The organism is Kitasatospora sp. NPDC017646 (assembly GCF_044329365.1).
Lineage (GTDB): Bacteria > Actinomycetota > Actinomycetes > Streptomycetales > Streptomycetaceae > Kitasatospora.
In genome coordinates, this window is record NZ_JBIRJC010000025.1 from 1 (window position 1) to 21,775 (window position 21,775).

Here is a 21,775-nt window from a genome sequence, read left to right on the forward strand (position 1 = left end):
CGGAAGGGACAGCGATGTCTACGGGGTCCCGGTTGCCCCGTTGGGTGCCGGTACGTGAACGGGGTCGGGCACAGGGAGCCGGACGGGCTTGGCCGAGGGGCCGCTACACGGCAGCCGCGGCTGGTGACCACCCTGCTGGACGCCCGACTCGGCTCCTTCCTCTCCCGCGAGGCAACCGCCGCCGCCGCTCATCTCGTCTCCGTCCACGGCTGGAGCAGTTCCTCGCACATCTTGGCCTCAGCCGGCCGTTCCGGGCTGCGCCGGTACGACTGGGCTCTCCCTCTGGGATGGTTCCCCTGCTCCCGCGGCAGCTGCCCGTTGAAAGGTGCGCCGCCACAGTTGTCCCAGGAATGTGTAGAAGCGGTCCGGCAGGAATACGGCATCAGCGACGATCATGGCTCCGGAGAAGAGCGGAAGACCCATCAGAACGGCAATGCCCACGTGCATCCCGAGCAGCATTGTCAGGACGATGTACTTCAGCCTGCCGAACAGCACGAACGGGAAGGCCACCTGCAACAGCACCGTCATGTAGGTGGTGACGGCGATCAGGATGGGGTGGCTGTCCACCATGAGTGACAACGCGGGCCAGGGCCGGAACAGGTCGAGGTTCATGACGTAGTGGAGGGCAGTCCCGTTTTCCCAGGAGCCGCCCTGCGCCTTGTACAAGCCCGCGGATCCGTAGACGATGCAGACCTGAGCCGCGATGACGACCATGGCACAGTTGTGCAGCACAGTGCTCAATAGCTTGCGTGTGACGCTGAGTTGATACCGGAAGCTGGGCGTTCTCGGACCTGCCACCGAGTGCTCTGCCTTGCTTGAGGCCACGAGGCGTGTCCTCCGCGCGTCGAGGGAGCAGCGGCGGCCGCAAGCAGTCAAGGAGAGGTACATGGCCATGAGGAGGATGAGGTTGTCTCCCCCGTCCGTCATGAAGATGGCCCGCGCATGGAACGAGGTCACCACGAGCGCGAACAGGATCGACACCATCCTGGTTCGCCAGCCCAGGGCGAACAGTACGGACGTGACGACAGCCGTCGCATAGCAGATCTCGAAGTACGCCTGACTGTCAGATAGGGTAAGAATGCTGAACCAGCCGGTCTGATCGAACAGTTGCCTCGCCAGGGCGGGCGTCCACGGCGAACCAGGACCCCAGATCTCGTCGCGGTGCGGGAACTCCCTCAGCAGAAAGGCCAGGTAGAGCAGGCCGTACCCGATGCGCAGCACTGCCGCCGCGTACAGGGACATCGGTCGATCGGTCACGGCGCTGCTGAGCGCGCCGATTCGGCGGAACATCCGTTGGCCGTCTGCGTCACCGTTCGGCAGGGCCGTGTGGCGCGGAGGGAGCGTCGGAACTGGAGCCTGCTCAGTTTCCATTGGATTCCACCTTCCACCAGGGCAGATACCTGGTGTCGGCCGAGGCTGGTGCAGCCGGGCGCGGACCGCCCGGCGTGATGGGCGCCGCGATGGGCGTAGTAATCACCCGCAACTGGACGGCCTCATACGCAACGTTCTGATGGACGGCGAGTCGCTCCACCGCGATGTTGCGAAGGTATGTCCGCAACATCACAGCCCGCTCGGAGTGCGGCTGGTCGTCGCTTCCATACGCTTCGAGATAAGCGATCCAGGATCGACGCAGCATGTTCTGCGTTGTATGACTCGGGAAGACGTTGTGCTCGACGTCGGAGTCGTCGACGGCGGTCAGGTCGAACCAGTCACTGACCTCACGGTTACCATCCGCTGAGGTCCGCTCGGTTCTCACGGAAATCTGCCGGGTCACGGACTCCGGGTCCGGTGCGAACAGCCGCCAGTTCTGCTCGAACAACGGGAAGATCCACGCATTGAGCTGCCTGTCGTAGTACTGGGACAATTGGTTCGGGGGAGCTACATAAAGAAATACCAGAAACACGTGGACGAGGGACGTTGCCAGGCACAGAGCCACAGCGACGACCGCGGCCGCCCCCAACGGGCGTGAAAGTCCTGACAGACCGGCAAGCTGCTCGCCGGGCTCGGTGACGGACGGCTGGGCGCCCTGCACTGCGTCAACGGGGATGCCGCCGTCGGCCGGTTGGCGGCCCGCTTCCTTCGTCTTCACGGACTCTGTACCGCCCATCGCACGGCCGGGCCCCGTCCTTACCACTGTGACCGCTCCCTCGACTCCGCATGCCTTGAACGTCTTGGGGCGCGCGACAGGATCGATAACGATCCGCCGCGCGCCACCAGTCCTGCGTTCCTCAAGCGGGCTCCCGCCTCGGACAGCCCCCGAAGGCCGGACGCCCGAGCCGCATTCACGCGCGAGGGCCCTGCTCATGGCCCGCCTTGCGTGGTGCCCATCTGGCTTCCTGAATCAGCTACGAGTTCATGGACTCGCCCCACTTGTCGTCGCACGGAGAACACCCGTGCTCGCCGTGCTCGCCATGGTCGCCGTGCTCGCCGTGCTCGCCGTGCTCGCCATGGTCGCCGTGCTCGCCGTGCTCGCCGTGCTCGCCATGGTCGCCGTGCTCGCCGTGCTCGCCGTGCTCGCCATGGTCGCCGTGCTCGCCGTGCTCGCCGTGCTCGCCGTGCTCGCCGTGCTCGCCATGGATCCCGCCAGTGGTAGCGCCGGTGATGCCACCCGTCGTGGTACTACCAGTGGTGTTGCCAGCGACCGCGCCACCCAGGAGGCCGCTTGTCGTGCCACCAGTTGTCAGCACACCGCCGAGCACACCGCCCAGGAGACCGCCCGTGGTGCTGCCTGTGGTACCGACAGTGGTGGTACCGACAGTTGTACCGCCAGTGGTAGTACCGGCAGTTGTACCGCCAGTGGTGGTCGCTGGGCAGCTGGGCAGGGTGATCCGGTTGGTGTCCAGCGTCACGGAGCCGTTGCGGGCCAGCGCGCGGCCGTCGATGCTCGCGCTGGTGTTAAGCCCGATCGAGGTCAGTGCCAGAATGTTGCCCACGAAGGTGGTGTTGGTGCCCAGCGTGGCAGAACTTCCGATCTGCCAGTAGACGTTGCACGGCGCAGCACCGTTGATCAGGAGCACACGGCTGGCGGATGCCGTCGTCAGGGTCGATCCGACCTGGAAGACCCAGACGGCGTTGGGATTGCCCTGCGCGTCAAGCGTGAGGGTGCCCGTGAGGTCGATGGAAGACGAGGCGGTATAGACACCCGGAACAAGCGTCAGGCCACCGAGGTCTCCAGGGGAGGTGAGGGTGACATTCGTGGCCTGGCTCGCGGCGTTGTTGTACGCCGTGGTCAGATCGGTCTGGGCCTGAAGTGCGACCGCATCCGTCTGGTGAATGGCCCCGCTCACCAAGCCAGGCGGAAACCCGGTGATTGACGAACCCGGGCTCACTCCGAGGTCTCCGGTGATGGCGGAGGGACCGGTGTTGGTGACGGACTGGCCACCCAGAACCGCGAAGCTGCTCGCCGTCCCCAAGGGAACGGCCGTGGCAACGGCATGAGCCGGCAGCAGCGATGTCGTGATTGCGGCAGCGACGATGAACACGACCGTCGCGACCCAAGTCGAAATTGCGCGCCAGTTAAGCGCGCCAGAGATGTTCAGTGTCATCTAAAGGCCTATTTCTTTGGGGAAATATGGCAGGTTCGCGATCGTCGATCTCCGACGACCTGACACCCCCTTCCCGTCGACAGGAATCGTAGATTTCGACGACCCATCCCTCATTCCCCTAGGGAAGAGGTTCGGCCTTATATTAGCCGACATCAAAGATCTGCACGCGATCCATACGAGTGATTTCCGAATGAATTGCGACTTATGATCACATAATCAAATAGATATGCTTGGCGATCGCCCTCCGTCCAGTTACACCGAGTCGACAACGGCCTAATACTCCAGTGAGAGTTCTCCATGTGCCCTGGTCAGCGGCTTGAGGGTGGGGAGTGTAGCGGGGCTGCGGCGGAGGCGGAGTCGTCTTGGCGTGGATGTCGCGAGAACGCGTGCCCGCGCCGCATGGAGTGGCAGCGGTGAGGACAGTCCGGCATTGTGACGGACGATCTGACAACGGACATGTGGGACCGGAACCTCAACGAGCTGTTCCTTCGGATCGGGGCTCGCTTCACCCGGGTCGAGCCCCGGCGCCGGATGCGGGACTACGTGCGGGGCCTGCTGGGTCCGGTGGGTCGCAAGAACAGCTGGCAGATCATCCGCCGCGGCTTCGGCTTCCGCACCGCCGACGCCGTCATCGCCCTCGTCATGCTCTGCCTCGGCGGCAACCGACCCACCCTGCCACGCCGCCAACCCGTATGATCACACCCACAGGTGCGTCAGAAGAGCCCCAAATGGCCCGTCCTCATCATCATCGTCATCGCGATGGTCACCCTGCTCTACTGGGCCGCTCCCAACGCCAAACGACCCAAGCTGCGCTGGATCCTCCCCGGAAGCCTGGTCGCCGTGGCCCTGTGGATCATCGCATCCGGCGCGTTCGCCCTCTACGTCGCCAACTTCAGCAGCCTCAACAGCACCTACGGCAGCATCGGAGCCGTGATCCTCTTCCTCCTCTGGCTGTGGGTCTCCAACCTCGCGATCCTGCTGGGCCTCGAGTTCAACTTCGAGCTGGAACGCGGACGCGCGATCGAAGCCGGTCACCCACCCGAGGAAGAGCCCCACCCCGAACCCCGCGACACCCGCAAACCACCGCCCGACACCCCACACCATCACGACAGACCCAGTCGCTGAGTGAAGTTCCACCGGGCGTGAACGTCCACTGGTGGATCGCGGTGATGCCCTGGGTCGGTCCGCCCCACAGGATCAGTCGGGGCGCGTCGACCGCGTACACGGTGGAGGTGATGTCCAGTCCGGCGGTCCGCCAGTGCAACACCGCGCCCCTCGTCAACGGGGTCAGCGCCCGGGCCTCGGCGATGTCCGGTTGCCAACACGGCCAGTCGGGCACGTCAGTCAGCAGATCCCAGACGGCGGTGGCCGGGGCGCTGATCGGCAGTTCACGACGGGCGACGACGGGAGCGGCCCGGTCGATGCCCGAGGGCGTGTTGTCCATGGGGTCGAGTCTCGTCCGGGGGCCTCGGTCCCTCTTCGGCGAAAGTCGCCTAGACGGTTGCCTAAGTCGCTCGGCGACGGTGCCGAGAGCCCGGGCGGTGCCGCGCCGAAGGGCCCTGAGCCGCGCTGGACCGGGTGCTCGCACCGGACTGCCGAGGCGGGGACGGTGCCCGGGGCCTTTGCGCCGCACGCCTGGACGTGACTGCGGCGGACCCCCGGGGCGTTGCGCTGCGCGAGGTCGGGCAGGTCTGTGCGTTGCCCGGGCAGACGGTCGTCCGGGGCGGTCGGAACGTCAGGACCGATGCCCTGGGGTCGCCGACACGGGGGCGTTCACCGGTGCCGCCGTCGACCGCCCCGTCGTCGACGGCGCCGGGCGGGCCCCGGACAGGGCCGAACCGTGCACCCGCCGGTCAGGCAGCGCGCCCGGCCGACCCCCCGGCCCGCGGCCCGGGGTCACTGCCCGTCCGCCTCCGCGGTGGTGGGCAGGGCGGAGTCGAGGAACTGGTCGGCGAATTGGAGCACGTGGTCGCCGGGGGCGGCGGTCCCCATGGCGGCGGCAAGGACCTGCCCTCCGCCGAGGACGACGAGCAGCTTGCCCGCCGTGTCCTCCGGGGTGGGGTCCTGCGCTTCGCGCGGCTACTCCGCGAGCCAGGACTGCACCTCGCTCTTGTGCGCGACGGCTGTGAGGTTGGCGGGGTGGTCGGCGTCGGGGAATTCGTTGGTGGTGTCGAGGGTGGCGCAGCCGCGGTGGCCCGGCGTGGCCATGTCCTGCCGGGTCAGGTCGAACAGGGCCCGGATGCGGCGGAAGCCGACTGCGCGCACCGGGCGGCCGACCCGCCGGACGTCGGCACCTGCCGCCGTAGGCACCCGGGCCCTCCCACCTCCCCGCTTCCCGGCCGCTTACCGGCGGAACGGGGGAGACGGCCGGAACGCTAGGCCGCCCGGCCGAGCACGTCGGCGAGCTGGCGGCGGGAGGTGATGTCGAGCTTCCTGAAGACGCTCCGCAGATGGGCGTCGATGGTGCGGGGGCTGAGGAACAGACGGTCCGCCACCTCCCGGGAGGTCGCTCCGGTCGCCACGAGCCTGGCGATGTTCAACTCCTGGCCCGTCAGCACCTCCATGACACCGAGCACGGAGGACCTGGCCTGTTCACCCGCGGCGGCCAGCTCGACCCGGGCCCGTTCGGCGAACCCCTCCGCCCCGATCGCGGTGAACGACTCGTGGGCTGCGCGCAGCGCGTCACGCGCCTCCGGACGGCGGCCGTCACGGCGCAGCCACGCCCCCTGGTGCAGGAGGGCCCGGCCGTGCCACGTCCGCAGACCGGCGGCGCCCAGCCTGGCCACCGCCTCGGCGTGCAGCGCCTCCGGGTCGTCCGACAGCAGGGCGGCGAGGCCCGCACGCACGCCCAGCGCCCAGTCGGTGCCCGTGGCAGACGCGTGGTCCGACAGCCGCGCGAACGCCTCGCGGGCGATGCCGTCCTCGCCGCACCGCACGGCCGCCTCGACCAGCTCGGGCAGCGCGAGGCTGGAGACCCCCAGTTCGCCGTCCGCGAGGGCCAACCGGGCCGATGCCAGCGCCGCCCGGTGGTCGGCGACCCCGTTGGCGTAGAGCGCCGCCGCCGCATGGGCGGTCGCCGTCAGCATGCCCTTGCGCCGCGCGTGCGACTCGGCCAGGACCCGGTCGATCAGAGGCTGCGCCTCGGCGGCCTTCCCCCGTAGCGCGGCGGCGTAAAGCCGGCCGTACCAGTGGGGAGGGACTCCGGTCGCCTCGGCTATGCCGTCGGCCTCGCTGTTCAGGGCCGAGGCGGCGACCAGGTCACCGCGTTGGACGGCCGCCATCGCCTGCATCCAGAGCCCGACCGGGAGGATCACCAGCGCTCCGCCGATGCGGGCGGCCTCGACGGCCCGGGTGGCGAGCTGCTCCTCCAGGGCGACGTCCCACAGTTCGACGGCGAGCAGGGCCGCGAGCGACAGGCGGCGCGCCCAGAGCGGATCGGTGACGTCCGACAGCAGCTCCAACAGCCCGGGCACCACGGCGAGGTCACCGTCGAGGTAGGCGACGAGCGCGTCGAGCAGTTCGTCGCCGGTGGAGCGCTCCCCCAGCGCGGCGGGTGCCCGCCGGGCCGCTTCTAGTGCCTCGCGTGCGGCGGGGGAGGCGCGGCCGACGACCAGGCCCGCCTGCAGGGCGTCCAGCAGGTGGAGCCGGGCCCGGCGGGGGTCGAGGCCTGCGGCCTTGACGAGATGACCGACCGCGTCGGCCGCACCGTCGCGGAAGAACGCCGCCTGGCCGCGCACGAGTTCGGCCTCCACCCGGCCCGTGTCGTCAATCGGACCGCCTTCGGCCGCCTCGACCAGGGTGACCGCATTCTCGAAGGAGCCGGCCTCCAGCGCGGCCCGCGCCGCGGCGAGGCTGCGCCCGGCCCGCAGCCGGGGATCGGCCGTGAGGGCTGCGGCCTGTTCCAGGAACGCGGCCTCGGCCGCGGCACCGCCCCTGCTCCGTGCGCGCTCCGCGCAGCGCAGCAGATCGGCCGCGACCTCCTCGTCGGGCCGGGACGCGGCCTGCGCCCGGTGCCACGAACGCCGGTCGGGCGCCGTGAGCGGATCGGTGACGTCGGCGAGTGCCCCGTGGACACGGCGTCGCTCGGCCGACGACGCGGAGGTGTACACCGCCGAGCGCACCAGCGGGTGCCGGAACCGGGACTGCCCGCCCAACTCGATCAGATCCGTCGCCTCGGCTTCGGGCCCGGCTTCCGGCCCCACGTCCAGCAAGTCGGCCGCTTGCCACAGCAGACCCGGATCGCCCGTCGGCTCCGCGGCGGCGACGAGGAGCAGAGTACGTGCGCCCCGAGAGAGTCGGGAGACTTGCTCCTGGTAGCTCCGTTCGATGCGGTTGGCCGGCGAGACCGGGGTCGGCAGCCCGAACCCGCCGGCCAGACCGGCGGGACCGAGCCGCCGCGGCAGCTCCAGCAACGCCAGCGGGTTTCCGCGTGCCTCGGCGAGGATCCGTTCGCGGACCCGCTCGTCCAAGGGGCCCGGAAGACCGGAGGAGAGCAGGACGCGGGCCGCCCGGTCGGGCAACCTGGACAACGTCAGCGCCGTCAGCCCTTCGAGCTCCCGGGCCACGTGCGGGTCGCGGACCCCGAAAACGACCGCCACCGGCTCGTCCGCGATCCGCCGGGCCATGAACGCCAGTACCTGTGCCGATGCCCGGTCCAGCCATTGCGCGTCGTCCACGACGCACACCACGGGCTCCTCGCCCGCGGCGTCGGACAGCAAACCCAACAGACCGAGGCCGACGGTGAAGCGGCTCGGTGTGCCGCCCTCCCGCAGCCCCATGGCCACGGCCAGATCCTCCCGGTGGGCGGAGGGCAACCGTTCGATCCGGTCGTGCAACGAGCGAGTGAGCTGGTGCACCGCTGCGTAGGCGAAGTCCGCTTCGAACTCGGCCCCGTTCACCCACAGCAGCCGCACACCCTCCAACTCCTCGGTGACGTGGCGCAACAACGTGGTTTTGCCGATGCCCGCCTCCCCGCGAACGACCGCCGCGCCACCGCGCCCCGCTCGCGCGGCAGCGAACAGCTCGACAAGAGCGACGCGGTCGGTGGGCGGAAAATACTCAGCGCCAGTCACAAGAGCCACGCTCGAATCATGTCACGCCCCCCTGAGCTCGACAGATGCGGGAGACCAGGAGCTGTCGGGAAGCGCTCCGCGCCCCGTAGCCGCCACCCGACCGCGTGGTCCGACGCGATGCGACCGACTCACCGATGCGCGTCGAAACCACCCACCACCGCATGAACCGGGGCACGGCCGTTCGCGTCGGGGACTCCGTTGGTGCAGGGGCGGCCACGGTGAAGTGAGCCTTCCTCTCGGGATCGAGCCCGGCCCCCTGCCCATCCGGCGTCGAGTCGGGCAGTGATTGTGCTCGGGCCGCAGGTCCGGGAGTTGGCGGTGGCCGAGAGCCGGGATCAGGTCGCGCTCCATGCACGTCGCACAGCCCTCGTGGGTCTCCGGCGCCGACCGCGCTTTCTTGCAGGATCAGCCGCTCCTGCAAGAAGCCGGCGACTGTGGTGCGCCGGTTCTCGTGGTCCCCGCGCAGTTCGCCGTCCAGGGCCGCGGCCATCTCCCGCCCTGAAGTTCCACCCTGCGGTTGGACAGCTTGATACCGGGACGGATGGTCCCGGAGGAAGCAGTCCAGGTAGTGAGTGGCAAGAGCGACATGAGCAAGCGGTACACGGCTGAGTTCAAGCGGGACGCGATCGCGCTGGTACGGTCCTCGCCGCATCGGAACGTCACCGAGATCGCCCGGGAGCTGGGGGTCAGCCCCGAGGGCCTGCGGGGCTGGGTCAAGCAGGCGAAGATCGACGAAGGGGACGGCTCCACGGGCGCGCTCACGACGGCCGAGCGGGAGGAGCTCGTGCGACTGCGCAAGAGGGACCGGGAACAGCAGCAGACCATCGAGGTCTTGAGCTCACCCTCGCCTTCTTCGCGAAGGAGACGATGAAGTAGGCACCGTGTGCCGTTTCATCGATGCGGAGAAGGCCACCGAGGACAACCCCGGCGGCTACAGCGTCGCCCTGATGTGCCGTGTCATGGGCGTCGACCGCTCCACCTACTACGCCTGGCTCGCCGGTCGGCCGGCGGCAGCCGTGCGTCAACGGGCAGAGGAGGAACTGGCGGAGGAGATAAGGGAGATCCATGCCTCCTCGCGCGGAGCCTACGGCGTCCCGCGCGTGCACGCCGCACTGCGGCGCAAGGGCCACGTGATCAACCGGAAGAAGGTGGAGCGGATCATGCGTGAGCGCGACATCCGAGGCGTCCCGCAGGCGCCGCCACCTGACGAAGCAGGACTCCAAGGCTGCCCCGGCCCCGGGCCTGGTGGGCCGCGATTTCACCGCGACGCGGCCCGGAACGAAACTCGTCGGCGACATCACGTATCTGCCGACGATTGAGGGCTGGTGGTACCTGGCCACCGTCATCGACCTGGCAACCCGCGAGGTGGTCGGCTACGCGATGGCCGACCACCACCGCGCCGAGCTGCCGGTGGCCGACGCCCTGAAGATGGCCGCCGGCCGCGGCGGCCTGCAGAGCGGCTGCATCATGCACACCGACCGTGGAAGTGAGTATACGAGTGGCGAATTCCGCGGGGAATAAGGAAATTGAATCTGCGGCAGAGCATGGGACGAACCGGCATATGCTGCGACAACGCCGCAGCCGAGAGCTTCTTCGGCTTGCTGAAGGCGGAGATCGGCACCACCGTCTGGGAGAGCCGCGAGGCCGCCCGAGCCGACGTATTCCACTTCATCGAAGTCGAATACAACCGCACCAGGCTCCGCAAGCACCCTGAGTTCGGATACCTCACACCCCTCGAAGCCCGAGCCAGGCTGCAGCACGACTTCACCCCCGCAGCGCAAGAACCCGTGTCCAAGATCAGGGTGGAACTTCACCCGTGGTCCGGGCGGGGCGGCGGCACCGCCAGAAGTCCCGACCGGCCAGCCGCCCCAGCCTCCTTCGCCCCCAGTCTTCCCTGCCTCCAGTCCCCGCCGCCCGCACGGCCCCGCTGCCCGCACAGCCCCGCCGTCGCTACGCGGCCTGCTCCGCGCCCTCCTCGACGATCCGCCCGTCGTGGAGTTCGATCACCCGGTCGGCGAGCCCCATCAGCGTCGGGTCGTGGGTGGCGACGAGGACCGTGACGCCCTCGCTGCGGACCACGGCGCGCAGCAGCTCCATGATCGACCGGCCGGTCTCGGAGTCCAGTTGGCCGGTCGGTTCGTCGGCGATGATCAGGCCCGGGTCGTTGGCCAGCGCACGGGCGATCGCGACGCGCTGCTGCTGGCCACCGGAGAGCTCACCAGGCCGCTGGTTGGCGTGGTCGGCCAGGCCGACCAGTGCCAGCAGGGTGTGGGCGCGCTCCTCGCGCTCGGCCGGCGGGACCTTGCGCAGTCGCATCGGCACGCCGACGTTCTCGGCGGCGGTGAGCATCGGGATCAGTCCGAAGGACTGGAACACGAAGCCGATCCGCTCCCGCCGCAGGGCGAGCCGGCCGTCCTCGTCCAGCCCGCCGAGGTCGATGCCGTCCAGCGCGATGCGACCGCTGGTCGGCGCGTCCAGGCCGCCGACCAGGTTGAGCAGGGTGGTCTTTCCGGAGCCGGAACGGCCCTTGAGCGCGGTGAGTTCACCGCGCTCGACCGAGAAGCTGATGCCGCGCAGGGCATGGACGGTTCGCTCGCCGGTGCCGAAGCTGCGCCGGAGATCGGTCACGGCCACCATCGGGCCGTTGGTCGTCAGGGCGGTGTCGGCGGCTTGGTGCTGCGTCATGCGGCGTCCCCCTGTTGGGCGGTGGATACCCGGTCCTGCCCGGGTCAACGGTTGAGGTGGGTTCGTGGGTTCACCGCCCGGGCAGAGAATTCGAGAAAGAGGAGTTCCCTGGTCAAGGGCTGGTGGTGAAGCCGGAGTTGTGAAGTGTGCATGGCATTTCAACGGCTTGCCGCCGGCGCGGATCCTATCAATCAAGGAATTTGCTCATTGCTTACTTGATTCGCGCAAGTCCCTTCCGTTCCCGGATCGAATCTGACAGAGTCGTCCGCTATCCGGCGACCGATTGCCGGTGATCACTGTGCCGGTGTGCCCGTGAAGTGTCCATCTGTGGCTGAAATGTGCCCGGATGGTGCCGGATCGACGGGTGGGGCTGGGCTGCGACCGGGGACGAGACCGGGGGAGGAACTTGATGCTCGGCTTCGTCGTGCGCAGGCAGCGCGGGCGACTGCCGCTGGCTGCTGCCGTCCTGTTGACGGTGCTGATCACCACGGCGGTGCTGACCGCCCTGGTGACCTTCAACCGCGGCGTCGGTCAGGCCGGTCTGCGGCAGGCGCTACAGGGCCCGGGCCATGCCCGCACCACGGTGATGGTGACCGCCGAACACGGCCTGGACCAGCGGCAGAAGGACGAGGAGGCGCTCGCCTCCTACCGGCACAAGCTCTTCGGTGATCTGCCCGTACGCACCGACAGCCTGCTGCGCAGCCGTTCGTACGGCCTGCCGGGCGGCGGCGCCGCGGCGGACGGAGCCCCGGCGAGCGGTCAGAGCAGCACGGCACGGGTCGATCTGACCGTCCTCGCCGACCTCGACCGCAACCAGGTCCGGCTGACCGCCGGTGCCTGGCCGGACGGCGTCACCGGGCCCGTTCGGTCCTCCGCCCCGCAGGTGGCGGTGCCGCAGACCATGCTGGCCCGGCTCGGGCTGACCACCCAGGCGCTGCCGGCGGACATCGAGCTGGCCGACCGGCTGGATGGCAAGCCGCTGAGCGTGCGGATCACCGGTACCTACCGGGCCGTCGACCCGTTCGCCCCGTACTGGCGCATCGATCCGGTCGGCGGTCACGAGATCGAGGTCGGCGGGTTCACCACGTACGGCCCGATGTTGGTCGACCGGAGCGCCTTCACCTCGGGCGGCCTGGCGCAGAGCAGCCGCGGCTGGCTGCTGGACGCCGACTTCGCGGGCGTCGACCAGAGCACGGCCGAGGCCATCGGCGACCGGGCCCCCAGCCTGGCCGACGAGCTGCGGAAGACGTCCTCGCTCAGCGCGACCACGCAACTGCCGGACGTGGTGCGCGAGCTGTCGGCCAGTCTGATGGTCGCCCGCTCCACCCTGCTGATCGGCGCGCTCCAGCTGGCCGTGCTCGCCGCTGCGGCCCTGCTGCTGGTCGTCCGGCTGATCTCGACCCGCCAGGAGCGGGAGAACGAACTGCTCGCCGCCCGCGGCGCCTCCGGCGCCCGACTGGGCGGTTTCACCGCTGTGGAGTCGGTCCTGCTCGCCCTTCCGGCGGCGGTGTTCGCGCCGCTGCTCACTCCGTTCCTGGTCCACGTCCTGGCCGGTCTCGGCCGCGCCCACCAGGTCGCCCTGGACACCCAACTGCGCTGGACGCTGTGGCCGGTGGCCGTGCTCTGCGCCCTGGTGTGCACCGTGCTGGCCACCGTGCCCAGCCTGCTGCGCGGCGCCGGAGCGGCCCTGCGCCGCAGGGCCGGCCGCCGTCAGGCGGTGGTCTCCGGCATCGCCCGCAACGGCGGCGACCTCGCGGTCCTGGCCCTGGCCGTGCTCGCCTACCAGCAGCTCGACCAGTACGGCGGCGGCCTGTCCACCGACTCCTCCGGCAAGCTCGGCGTCGACCTGCTGCTGGTCGCCACCCCCACCCTGGCGCTGTGTGCGGGAACCCTGGTGGTGCTGCGGCTGCTGCCGCTGGTCGCACGGCTCGGCGCCCGGGTCGCCGCCCGGGGCCGGGGCCTGGGCCCGGCCATGGTCGGCTGGCAGCTGGCCCGTCAGCCCGCCCGGGCCACCGGGCCCGTCCTGCTGCTGGTCATGGCCGTGGCCACCGGGGTGCTCGCACTGGGCCAGCACGCGACCTGGACGGCCTCGCAGCGTGACCAGGCCGCGTTCGACACCGGTGGCGGTCTGCGGATCTCCGCCTCACACAGCGCCCTGATGGGCCAGGGCGGCCGCTACGGCGCACTGCCCGGCGGCGACCGGATGGTCCCCGTGGCCCGCGAGGTGCAGGCCCTCCCGAACGGCACCGGACAGCTGCTCGCCGTCGACACCGCCGCCCTCGTCGACCGCGTGCCGGTCCGCAGCGACCTGCTCGACGGGCACTCCGCCGGGGACCTGTTCCGCCCGCTCGCCGAGCCCGCTCCGGCCGGGGCGGCGGCAGGGGTGCCCCTGCCCGGCCGCCCGCTGCGGATCGATGCCGACCTGACCATCCGCCAGACCTTCCGAGGACAGGTCCAGCTGCCCGGCACCGTGCACATGATGGCCGACGCTCCTCCGGAAGTGGCGCTGCTGCTGCGGGACCGCTTCGGCTACATCCACAAGGTGCCGTTCGCGGGCCTGCCGGTCGCCGGCGAGCTCCGCGCCTCCGCCCCGCTGAGCACGCTGGTCGACGCCCCGATGGGCTCCGCCGCCGCCCCGCTGACCCTGGTCGGGGCGACCGTGTCCTACAGCGACCGCGCCGACGGAGAGGTCACCGTGCGCGGGTTGGCCGTGTCCGACAGCGCCGACGGTCCGGCGGCCGACGTCCCGCTGCCGACCGGGCTCTCCTGGACGGTCGGGAGCAGCCAGTCCCGGCAGCCGGCCGCCGTCCGGTCCGAACCGGCCGGCGCCGAGCGGCTGTTCACCGTCGGGTACAGCGCAGCGAACGGCACCGGAGACACCTTCCGAGCCGTCCTCACCCCGGTCGGGGCGAGCGCCCCGACGGCGGTGTCCGGCGTCGCCACCCAGGACTACCTGAAGCTCACCGGTGGCTCGGTGGGCGAAACCATGCGGGTGCCGTTCGCCGGGATCACCCTTCCGGTCAAGGTCACCGGGGTGGTCGAGGCCGTGCCGGTGGCCGGTCGCAATGCACTGGTCATCGATCTGGGTACCGTGGCACGGCTGTTGGCCGCGCAGGGGCGTTCCCTGCCCAGCCACGCCGAGTGGTGGCTGCCCGCGACCGGGCCGGATGACCGGGCTCCGGCAGAGGCCGCCGCCGCGCTGCGGGCCGCCCCCGGCTCCCAGGACGTCCGGCTCTACTCGGAGGTCGCCGAGGGCATGCTCAGCGACCCGGTGGGCGCGGCCCCGCAGAACGCGCTGATGGCGATCGCGATCGTCACGGCGCTGCTGGCCGCGATCGGTTTCGTCGCCGCGGTGGCCGGCTCCGCCCACGAGCGGGCCCGGGACTCGGCGCTGCTGCTGGCGCTGGGCGCGCCGCGCAAGCAGGTCGGCCGCACGGTCGCGGCCGAACAGGCGCTGCTGGTGGGGCTCGGCGGGACGGTCGGGCTCGCCCTGGGCGCCCTGCTCGTCCACCTGATCGTGCCCTTCGTCGTCCTGACGCCCGCCGCCCGCCAACCGATGCCCGAGGCACTGATCGAGCTGCCGGTCGGCGAGGCCCTGCTGTTCGCGGCCGCGATCGCCGTCGCCCCGCTGCTGTCGGCCTTCCTCATCGGACGCCGCCGTCGAGACGTGGCCGACCGGCTGCGCCACGTGGAGGAGATGTGACCACCCAGGCCGGCACGAGTGTGCCCACCCCTGAGAGCACCAGTGTGCCCACCCGTGAGACCGCCCACCGCCCGGCGCCCTGGGTCCGTACCAGGCTGCGGGCGAGTCCGTCGGCCGCGGTGCTCATGGCGGCGCTCGCCTTCGTCACCGTCTTCCTCGCGGCGGCCTTCCCCCGCGTCACGGACCGGGGAGCGGACGCGGCGCTGCGGGAGTTCGTCAGCCAGAAGGGCCTCAACCCGACCAGCCTGCAGAGCAGTTCCAAGACCCGGGACCACGACGACGCCGCCGAGCTCGACCGGGTGCAGCAGCAGCTCACCGAGAAGGTCGGACAGCAGCTGACGCTGTCCCAGCCGGGCCGGGCCTACGGTGCCCGAGCCCTGGGCGACCGCGGCATGGGAAATCCGGGATACGCGCGGATCTCCGACGCGGACCCACCCATGCTCAGCCTGCTCTACCTGCACGACCTGGAGGCCCGGGCCACCCTCACCGACGGCGCATGGCCGACCCGGGGCACGGGCGGCGGTCCGCTGCCGATCGTGATCAGCAAGCAGGCCGCCGACACCATCCACATCAAGCTCGGTGACGTCATCGACAACGGTGTCGAGGGCTCGGGCGCCCAGCGGGCCACCGTGGTGGTCGGTCTCTACCAGGTCAACAGCCCCCAGGACCCGTTCTGGGACGACCTCGGCTGCCCGGCGCGTGCCTGCCTGAACGCCACCTCCGCCCACGAGCACTGGATGACCAGCGGATTCGTCAGCGGTGACAGCCTGGCCGCGATGGCCCACTGGGGATCGAGCGCCGAGGACTTCTGGCGGCTGCCCGTCGATCCCGCCTCGCTGCGGGCCGACCAGCTCGACCGGACCCGCAACACCGTCAGATCCTTCCAGACCGGGTCCGGTGCCACCGACCTGATCGACGCGACCCGGCGCGCGGACCTGCACACCTCGTCCGGCCTGTCCGACCTCCTCACCCGGGCGGACGAGCGCTACCAGGCCTCGCTGCCGCTCAGCACGATCGGCCCGGCCGGGGTCGCGGGCGTGGCCACCGTGGTGCTGTGCCTGGCCGCGGCCCTGACCACCGACCGGCGCACCGGCGAGATCCAGCTGCTCCGGGCCCGTGGCGGCTCCCGCACCGGGGTGCTGCTGCGGCTGATCGGGGAAGGAGCGGCCACCGTCCTGCCCGCCGCCGTCCTCGCCACCACGCTCGCCCTGGTCCTGCTGCCCACCCCACGGTGGGGACAGGCGGTGCTGGCGGCTCTGGCCGCGGCCCTGCTGGCCCTGCTGGCCTTCCCGGCCCGCGCCGCCCTGCTGTGGGCGCGTCGCAGGGCGGTCGGCCACCGGCGCCGACTGGTCGGCGAACTCGCCGTCCTGGTGGTCACCGTCGCGGCCGTGGCCGAGGTCCGGCGCCGGGGTGTCGGTACCGGGGGCGGACTGGATCCGCTGCTGGTCGCCGCCCCGCTGCTGCTCGCCGTCACCGGCGGGCTGCTGCTGGCCAGGCTCGAACCGCTGCTGGTGGGCCGGCTGGCCGCCCTCGCCGGCCGGGGCCGCGGCCTGATCGCCTTCCTCGGCCTGGCCCGCGCCGCCCGCGACACCACGGGCCGGCGCAGGCCCTCCGCGCTGCCGCTGCTCGCCCTGCTGATCGCCGTCACCACCACCGGCTTCGGCGCCACCGTGCTCGACACCGTCGACCACGTCCGCGCCCGCGCCGCGCGCATCGCCACGGGCGGGGACATCGGCGTCTCCCTGCCCGACTACGCCACCCTGCCCGAGTCCTTCGCCAAGGCCGCCGCCGCACTGCCGGGCGTCCGGGCCTCGACCGGGGCCTGGGTCGAGCCCAAGGCCCGCTTCGTCGGCGCCGATCAGGACTACACCGACGCCTACCTCGTGGTGGTCGATCCGGTGGCGTACGCCGAGATCGCCCGGACCGTCGGGGTCGGCGAGTTCGATGCGGCGAAGCTGGCGGGGACGTCCGGCGGGCGGGACACCCCGGTGCCCGCGTTGTTCAGCCGCAGTCTGGCTAAGCGACTGGTTGCCGGTCCGGCCGAGGTGCGCACGCCCAACGGCAACGGCCTGCGCACCACGGTCGCCGGGATCGTCCCGGCCACCCCCGCGCTGCCGGACCCGGGCAAGCCGTTCGTGGTGGTGCCCGCCGGCCCCGCCTGGGAGCGGCTGCCGGACGTCAAGCGGATCAACAAGTGGTTCGCCGTCGGCGACGTCGATCCCGAGCAGGTCAGGGCGACACTGCGGAACAACGGCGGGAGCGGAGGCCAGCCGAGCGGCATCGCCAAGCTGATCTCCGAGGATGCCGCGGCCGCCGGCAAGGCCACCCACGGCCTGCCCGCCGGGTACACGGTGCACAGCAGTCGCGAGAGTGCCGCCGCGCTCGCCGACGACCCGCTCCAGCACGCCGCCGGACGGCTGTTCCGGTACGCGGCGGCCGCCGGGGCCGGGTTCGCCCTGCTCGCCGTCCTGCTGACCCTCTTCCGCGCCGCACCCGAGCGCACCGCCGTCCTCGCCCGACTGCGCACCATGGGCCTGCGACCCCGCCAGGCACTGGCACTGATCATGACCGAGGCCCTGCCCCAGACCCTCGCGGCCGCCGTCGGCGGCGGCCTGGTCGCACTCGCCGCGGTCGCCCTGCTCGGCGGCGCCTTCGACATCTCGACCCTGGTCGGCGCCCAGGTCGGGGACGTCATCACCCCCGCCCCGATGCCGGTCCTGCTCCCCACCGCGGGCCTGGCCCTGCTGGTCGGCCTCGCAGTCGTGCTGGAGACCCTGGTCGCCGGCCGACGCCGGATCGCCACCGAACTGCGGGCAGGGGAACAGGCGTGACAGCGGCACCAGCGAACCGGACCCTCACAGCGCACAGCACCCGGCGCACGGCCGGAACCGGACAGACCGTCGAGACAGGAGACCAGCGGTGAAGAGCACTCCCCAGGAGCGGCCGGCCGTGGAGGCCCCCAGCCTCCAGGAGCTCCGGCAGCGGGCCCTCGCCGCCGCCTCGCCCAAGGCGTACGGAGAGGGCGCGGCCATCGTCTGCGACCGGCTGGTGCGGATCTTCAGTGCCGAGGGGATCGAGGTCCAGGCGCTCCAGGGCCTGGAGCTGACCATCCAGCAGGGCGACCTGGTCGCCCTGGTCGGCGCCTCCGGCAGCGGCAAGTCCACCCTGCTCACCATCCTCGCCGGGCTGGACGTGCCCACCGCCGGCACCGCGACCGTCGCGGGCTGCGACCTGCTGGAGATGTCCGCCAAGGAGCGGCTGCGCTACCGGCGCGAGGTGGTCGGCTTCATCTGGCAGCAGACCGCCCGCAACCTGCTGCCGTTCCTGACCGCCGCCGAGAACATCGCCCTGCCGATGCAGCTGCGCGGCCGCCGGGCCGGCGCGGTCGGCTCCAAGGGCCGGGCCGCCCGGGTGGCCGAGCTGATGGAGGCGCTGGAGATCGGGAACCTCGCCCACCGGCGGCCCAACGAGCTCTCCGGCGGCCAGCAGCAGCGGGTGGCGATCGCCGTGGCGATGGCCAACAACCCGCCGGTGCTGCTCGCCGACGAGCCGACCGGTGAGCTGGACTCCGAGACCGCGGGAGTGATCTTCGAGTCCTTCCGCACCGTCAACCGGGAGCTCGGCACCACCGTCGTGATCGTCACCCACGACCCGATGGTCGCGGGCGAGGTCCGCCGCACGGTGGCCATCCGGGACGGGCGGACCAGCAGCGAGGTGCTGCGCCGCACCGTGACGGACGAGCACGGCGAGGAGTCGGTGAACGAGCGCGAGTACGTGATGCTGGACCGCACCGGTCGGGTGCAGCTGCCGGTCAAGTTCCTGGAGGCGCTCGGCATGGAGCACCGGGTGGCGGTCGACCTCGCGGCCGACCACATCGAGGTCCGCCCGGACGACGTCGCGGAGGGCTGACCCGGACTCAGCCGTCGCCGCCCGTCCTCGGGAAGAGGCCGCTGCCCTCGGCGTCCTTCCGGAGGTCGGGCGGCGCGGCCCCGGCGGCGTGCTCGCCCCGGGGGGTCGCGGTGACGCGGGCGAAGACGAGCAGGGTACCGGCCGCCAGGGCGAGGATGCCCAGTGCGGTCAGGATGCGGAGCCAGGTCACGGTAGTGCCTCCTGGGGACGGTGCGAGGGAGCGCCGCCGGGGTGTATCGGCAGCTCGGCCCGCACGGTCGAGTGCCCACGCTCGGTCTCTTCCCGCGGTCCGCCGCGCGACAGGTGGTCTACGCGGGCGCTCGAAGCACGCGCAGGGCGCGTCACACCACCTCGCGCGCCCCCAGTGCGGTGACCGGCCGCCCGATGCTCACCGGCCAGGGCGCGGAGCGCCGACAGGTCGGGTTCGCCGAGGCCGTTCAACGGGATCGCCGGGAGGACCGGCACGGTGTCCGGGGCGCACCGGGCGTCCCCGTGCTCCCGCGCCCAGCCGCGCAGCTGCTCCGCCGTCACCCGCGCACCCGGTCGGACGGCGACCGCGGCGTGCACGCGCTCCAGCCGGTCCGGGCCGGAACCCGAGAACATCACCGCCTCGCGGACGTCCGGGTGGCTCCGCAGCGGCTCCTCGAGCTGATTGGGGAACACACTGTGCCCCTCGACGATTGCCATCTGGTCCCGCCGACCGAGGCGATCAAGTTCTGTGCGGCCACATCCGGATCCTCCTGACGCCCATCACCTGGGCCGGACCGGACCGAGTCGGGACCGGACTTGCTAGGGTCTCCGGTCGGACACGGACGGGGGAGCGGTGGGCGGCGGGGTGGAGGCGTTGGTCGTGGTGCCGCGCGGGGTGGTGGACCTGCGGGGTGAGACCGGGGCGGGGCTCGTCGTGGCGTACCCGGCTGACGCCGTGGTGGTGGTGTCGGGTCTGCCGGGGGCGGGCAAGAGCACGCTGCTGCGGCGCTGGGCGACGGCCGGGGCCGTTCCGACGGTGGACCCGCGGACGGTGCACGAGGCCTGTGAGGCGCTGATGCCCGCCCGCCTGCCGTACGCGGTGTACCGGCCGTGGGCGCGGCTGGAGCACTTCCGGCTGCTGCGCTCCTCGGTGCGGCGGGGCGGGCCCCTGCTGGTGCACGACTGCGGCAGCCGCGCCTGGATGCGGCGCTGGCTCGCCCGGGAAGCCGGTCGAGGAGGGCGCGAACTGCACCTGGTGCTGCTCGACGTCGGCGCCGCCACCGCCCTCGACGGCCAGCGGGCGCGCGGGCGGCACGCCTCCGCCCGGGTCTTCGCCCGCCACCGCCGAGGCCTGGGGCGGCTGTTGGCGGAGTTCACCCGGCACGCGCGCTCCGGCGCACCGGAGCCGACCCCGGAGGCGGCCTCCGTCCTGCTGCTCGACGCGGTCTCCCGCTCCCGGGCGGAGGCGGTCCGTTTCGGTGGGGTGATGTGAGGCTTGGTGGCGGCGGGCCAGGCGCTCCGCTTCCGCATGCCACCAGCCCGGAGGTGAGGGCCCGTTGACGGCGGAGGTCGGCTGATCGGGGTGGAGCCCGAGGGGGCGCAGGGCCTCGGCGTCGATCCGCACGGCGAACCAGCACTGCCAGTGACCGTCGGGACCGATGCCGCAGGACGCGTCCCACCGGACGGCCTCCGGCGGGAAGGGCGTCCAGCCGATGCCCCGGTCACGCAGTCAAGCGCGGAGGGCGGCCGCGGGCGTCGGGCGGCCGGTCAGGTTCCGGCAGGCGGCGATGGTGACCCACTCGGTCATGACGGCATGATGGCACGGAGTCGTACGGAGTCGGAGGGGTTTTCGAGCGGATGACGGACGACGAGGAACGCGGGGTCCCCGCAGGGGTGTCGGCAGCCGAGCGGGCCGCCGCCCGGCTGGGGTTCGGCAAGAGCTGCACCCGGGAGGTCGGCCGGCTGCTGGCGTTCGCCGCGGCGGCCAAGCCGGGCGGGACGGTCGCGGAGAGCGGCACCGGCGCGGGGGTCGGTACGGCCTGGCTGCGCAGTGGACTCGGCCCGGGCGCCCGGCTGGTCACGGTCGAGCGGGATGCCGAACTTGCCCGTGGTTCGGCGGAGTTGTTCGCGGGCGATGCGCGCGTGCGGGTGTTGCACGGGGACTGGCGGCTGCTGGAGGAGCACGCGCCGTTCGACGTGTTCTTCTGCGACGGCGGCGGCAAACGCGACGACCCCGACCGGGTGGTCGAACTGCTCTCCCCGGGCGGCCTGTTGCTGATGGACGACTTCACGCCCTCGCCGCACTGGCCCCCGCGCTTCGGCGGCGAGGTCGACCGGCTGCGCCTGCACTACCTGACGCACCCCGGCCTGGAGGCCACCGAGGTGCGGACCGCACCGGGCAGTGCGGTCGTCCTGGCCGTGCGGAGGGCGTGAGCACATGGTGACGATCGGGACTCCCCGCCTGGTGCTGCGACGCTGGCGCGAACACGACGTACCGGCGATGGCGGCCGTCAACGCCGACCCCGAGGTGATGCGCTGGATCGGCGACGGGCGGGTCCAGCCTGCTCGGCCTGCTCCGGGACATCCCCGCGGTGCGGTCCGCGCTCGGTGTCTGGAGCGACGACCGGCTGCGGCTGAGTCCGGAGTGGCTGGCCTCCGTCCCGGCGGACCTGGTCGGCCGGCTGACGGGTGACGCGGAGCGGGACCGTGCGCTGCTGGACGCCTGGGCGGTCGAACGTACGGGCGGCCGGATCCGGGAGATGCCGGTCGAACTGGACCCGGACACCCGCCTGGTGCTGGCCGCGGCGCTCACCGTCCGGACGGAAGATCAAGCCGTTCACGGACTACGGCGCCTGCCGGCAGGACGGGACGGACGGTTGGGGCCGGGCCGT

18 protein-coding genes and 3 pseudogenes are annotated in these 21,775 nt (G+C 71.7%); 12 read left to right on the forward strand and 9 right to left on the reverse strand.

The window, feature by feature from the left end; all coding sequences use genetic code 11:
- Positions 1–237: 237 nt before the first annotated feature.
- The 3 genes from ACH4J0_RS29975 to ACH4J0_RS29985 form a co-directional block, all read right to left on the reverse strand.
- On the reverse strand, positions 238–1,290 hold the full coding sequence (locus ACH4J0_RS29975; protein ID WP_396243864.1) for an HTTM domain-containing protein: 1,053 nt from the start codon (positions 1,288–1,290) through the stop codon (positions 238–240).
- Between the two features lie 70 nt (positions 1,291–1,360).
- Entirely contained in the window at positions 1,361–2,089 is a 729-nt protein-coding gene (locus ACH4J0_RS29980) for a DUF5819 family protein (RefSeq protein ID WP_396243742.1), read from the reverse strand.
- 256 nt (positions 2,090–2,345) lie between these two features.
- Positions 2,346–3,545: an ice-binding family protein gene (locus ACH4J0_RS29985; protein WP_396243743.1), complete on the reverse strand. Its 1,200-nt coding sequence runs from the start codon at positions 3,543–3,545 to the stop codon at positions 2,346–2,348.
- A gap of 456 nt (positions 3,546–4,001) precedes the next feature.
- On the opposite strand from ACH4J0_RS29985, the pseudogene ACH4J0_RS29990 reads away from it, so the two are divergent.
- Positions 4,002–4,136 (forward strand): annotated as a pseudogene (locus tag ACH4J0_RS29990) (IS701 family transposase); the annotation flags it as partial.
- 117 nt (positions 4,137–4,253) lie between these two features.
- On the forward strand, positions 4,254–4,670 hold the full coding sequence (locus ACH4J0_RS29995) for a YihY/virulence factor BrkB family protein (protein ID WP_396243744.1): 417 nt from the start codon (positions 4,254–4,256) through the stop codon (positions 4,668–4,670).
- A 13-nt stretch (positions 4,671–4,683) separates the two neighbouring features.
- On the opposite strand, the pseudogene ACH4J0_RS30000 reads toward ACH4J0_RS29995, so the two are convergent.
- From ACH4J0_RS30000 to ACH4J0_RS30010, 3 genes and pseudogenes are all read right to left on the reverse strand, one after another.
- Positions 4,684–4,989, reverse strand: a pseudogene (locus tag ACH4J0_RS30000) (SRPBCC family protein); the annotation flags it as partial.
- A 635-nt stretch (positions 4,990–5,624) separates the two neighbouring features.
- Positions 5,625–5,855 (reverse strand): hypothetical protein, encoded by a 231-nt coding sequence (locus ACH4J0_RS30005; protein ID WP_396243745.1) that lies wholly within the window; start codon positions 5,853–5,855, stop codon positions 5,625–5,627.
- Positions 5,856–5,920: 65 nt separating this feature from the next.
- Positions 5,921–8,626: an AAA family ATPase gene (locus tag ACH4J0_RS30010; protein WP_396243746.1), complete on the reverse strand. Its 2,706-nt coding sequence runs from the start codon at positions 8,624–8,626 to the stop codon at positions 5,921–5,923.
- Between the two features lie 559 nt (positions 8,627–9,185).
- Here ACH4J0_RS30010 and ACH4J0_RS30015 point away from each other — a divergent pair.
- The 4 genes and pseudogenes from ACH4J0_RS30015 to ACH4J0_RS30030 all read left to right on the forward strand — a co-directional run bounded on the left by ACH4J0_RS30015 (position 9,186) and on the right by ACH4J0_RS30030 (position 10,677).
- On the forward strand, positions 9,186–9,488 hold the full coding sequence (locus ACH4J0_RS30015; protein WP_396243748.1) for a transposase: 303 nt from the start codon (positions 9,186–9,188) through the stop codon (positions 9,486–9,488).
- 88 nt (positions 9,489–9,576) lie between these two features.
- A pseudogene (locus ACH4J0_RS30020) lies at positions 9,577–9,747 on the forward strand (IS3 family transposase); the annotation flags it as partial.
- A 34-nt stretch (positions 9,748–9,781) separates the two neighbouring features.
- Entirely contained in the window at positions 9,782–10,138 is a 357-nt protein-coding gene (locus ACH4J0_RS30025) for a DDE-type integrase/transposase/recombinase (protein WP_396243750.1), read from the forward strand.
- A 23-nt stretch (positions 10,139–10,161) separates the two neighbouring features.
- Entirely contained in the window at positions 10,162–10,677 is a 516-nt protein-coding gene (locus ACH4J0_RS30030) for an IS3 family transposase (protein WP_396243865.1), read from the forward strand.
- On the opposite strand, the gene ACH4J0_RS30035 is transcribed toward ACH4J0_RS30030, so the two are convergent.
- On the reverse strand, positions 10,568–11,302 hold the full coding sequence (locus tag ACH4J0_RS30035; protein WP_396243751.1) for an ABC transporter ATP-binding protein: 735 nt from the start codon (positions 11,300–11,302) through the stop codon (positions 10,568–10,570). The two genes, ACH4J0_RS30030 and ACH4J0_RS30035, sit on opposite strands and share 110 nt — an antisense overlap.
- Positions 11,303–11,711: 409 nt before the next feature.
- On the opposite strand from ACH4J0_RS30035, the gene ACH4J0_RS30040 reads away from it, so the two are divergent.
- The 3 genes from ACH4J0_RS30040 to ACH4J0_RS30050 all read left to right on the forward strand — a co-directional run bounded on the left by ACH4J0_RS30040 (position 11,712) and on the right by ACH4J0_RS30050 (position 18,914).
- On the forward strand, positions 11,712–15,005 hold the full coding sequence (locus tag ACH4J0_RS30040) for an FtsX-like permease family protein (protein WP_396243752.1): 3,294 nt from the start codon (positions 11,712–11,714) through the stop codon (positions 15,003–15,005).
- Positions 15,002–17,836 carry an FtsX-like permease family protein gene (locus ACH4J0_RS30045; RefSeq protein WP_396243753.1) on the forward strand — a complete coding sequence of 945 codons (2,835 nt, stop codon included), beginning with the start codon at positions 15,002–15,004 and terminating at the stop codon, positions 17,834–17,836. The genes ACH4J0_RS30040 and ACH4J0_RS30045 overlap by 4 nt, the downstream gene beginning before the upstream one ends.
- An 88-nt stretch (positions 17,837–17,924) precedes the next feature.
- A complete protein-coding gene (locus ACH4J0_RS30050; RefSeq protein WP_396243755.1) occupies positions 17,925–18,914 on the forward strand; it encodes an ABC transporter ATP-binding protein in 990 nt (329 codons plus the stop codon).
- Positions 18,915–18,921: 7 nt separating this feature from the next.
- On the opposite strand, the gene ACH4J0_RS30055 is transcribed toward ACH4J0_RS30050, so the two are convergent.
- Positions 18,922–19,104 (reverse strand): hypothetical protein, encoded by a 183-nt coding sequence (locus tag ACH4J0_RS30055; protein ID WP_396243756.1) that lies wholly within the window; start codon positions 19,102–19,104, stop codon positions 18,922–18,924.
- Positions 19,101–19,577 (reverse strand): hypothetical protein, encoded by a 477-nt coding sequence (locus ACH4J0_RS30060; protein ID WP_396243757.1) that lies wholly within the window; start codon positions 19,575–19,577, stop codon positions 19,101–19,103. Before ACH4J0_RS30060 ends, ACH4J0_RS30055 begins: the two co-directional genes overlap by 4 nt.
- Positions 19,578–19,737: 160 nt before the next feature.
- Between ACH4J0_RS30060 and ACH4J0_RS30065 the strand changes: the two genes are divergently transcribed.
- The 3 genes from ACH4J0_RS30065 to ACH4J0_RS30075 all read left to right on the forward strand — a co-directional run bounded on the left by ACH4J0_RS30065 (position 19,738) and on the right by ACH4J0_RS30075 (position 21,576).
- Positions 19,738–20,376 carry an AAA family ATPase gene (locus ACH4J0_RS30065; protein WP_396243758.1) on the forward strand — a complete coding sequence of 213 codons (639 nt, stop codon included), beginning with the start codon at positions 19,738–19,740 and terminating at the stop codon, positions 20,374–20,376.
- A gap of 365 nt (positions 20,377–20,741) precedes the next feature.
- The gene (locus ACH4J0_RS30070; RefSeq protein WP_396243761.1) at positions 20,742–21,317 is read left to right on the forward strand and encodes an O-methyltransferase; all 576 of its coding nucleotides are present in this window, start codon (positions 20,742–20,744) and stop codon (positions 21,315–21,317) included.
- A gap of 4 nt (positions 21,318–21,321) precedes the next feature.
- Positions 21,322–21,576, forward strand: a complete 255-nt coding sequence (locus ACH4J0_RS30075) for a GNAT family N-acetyltransferase (protein ID WP_396243763.1) — start codon at positions 21,322–21,324, stop codon at positions 21,574–21,576.
- Positions 21,577–21,775: the final 199 nt, after the last annotated feature.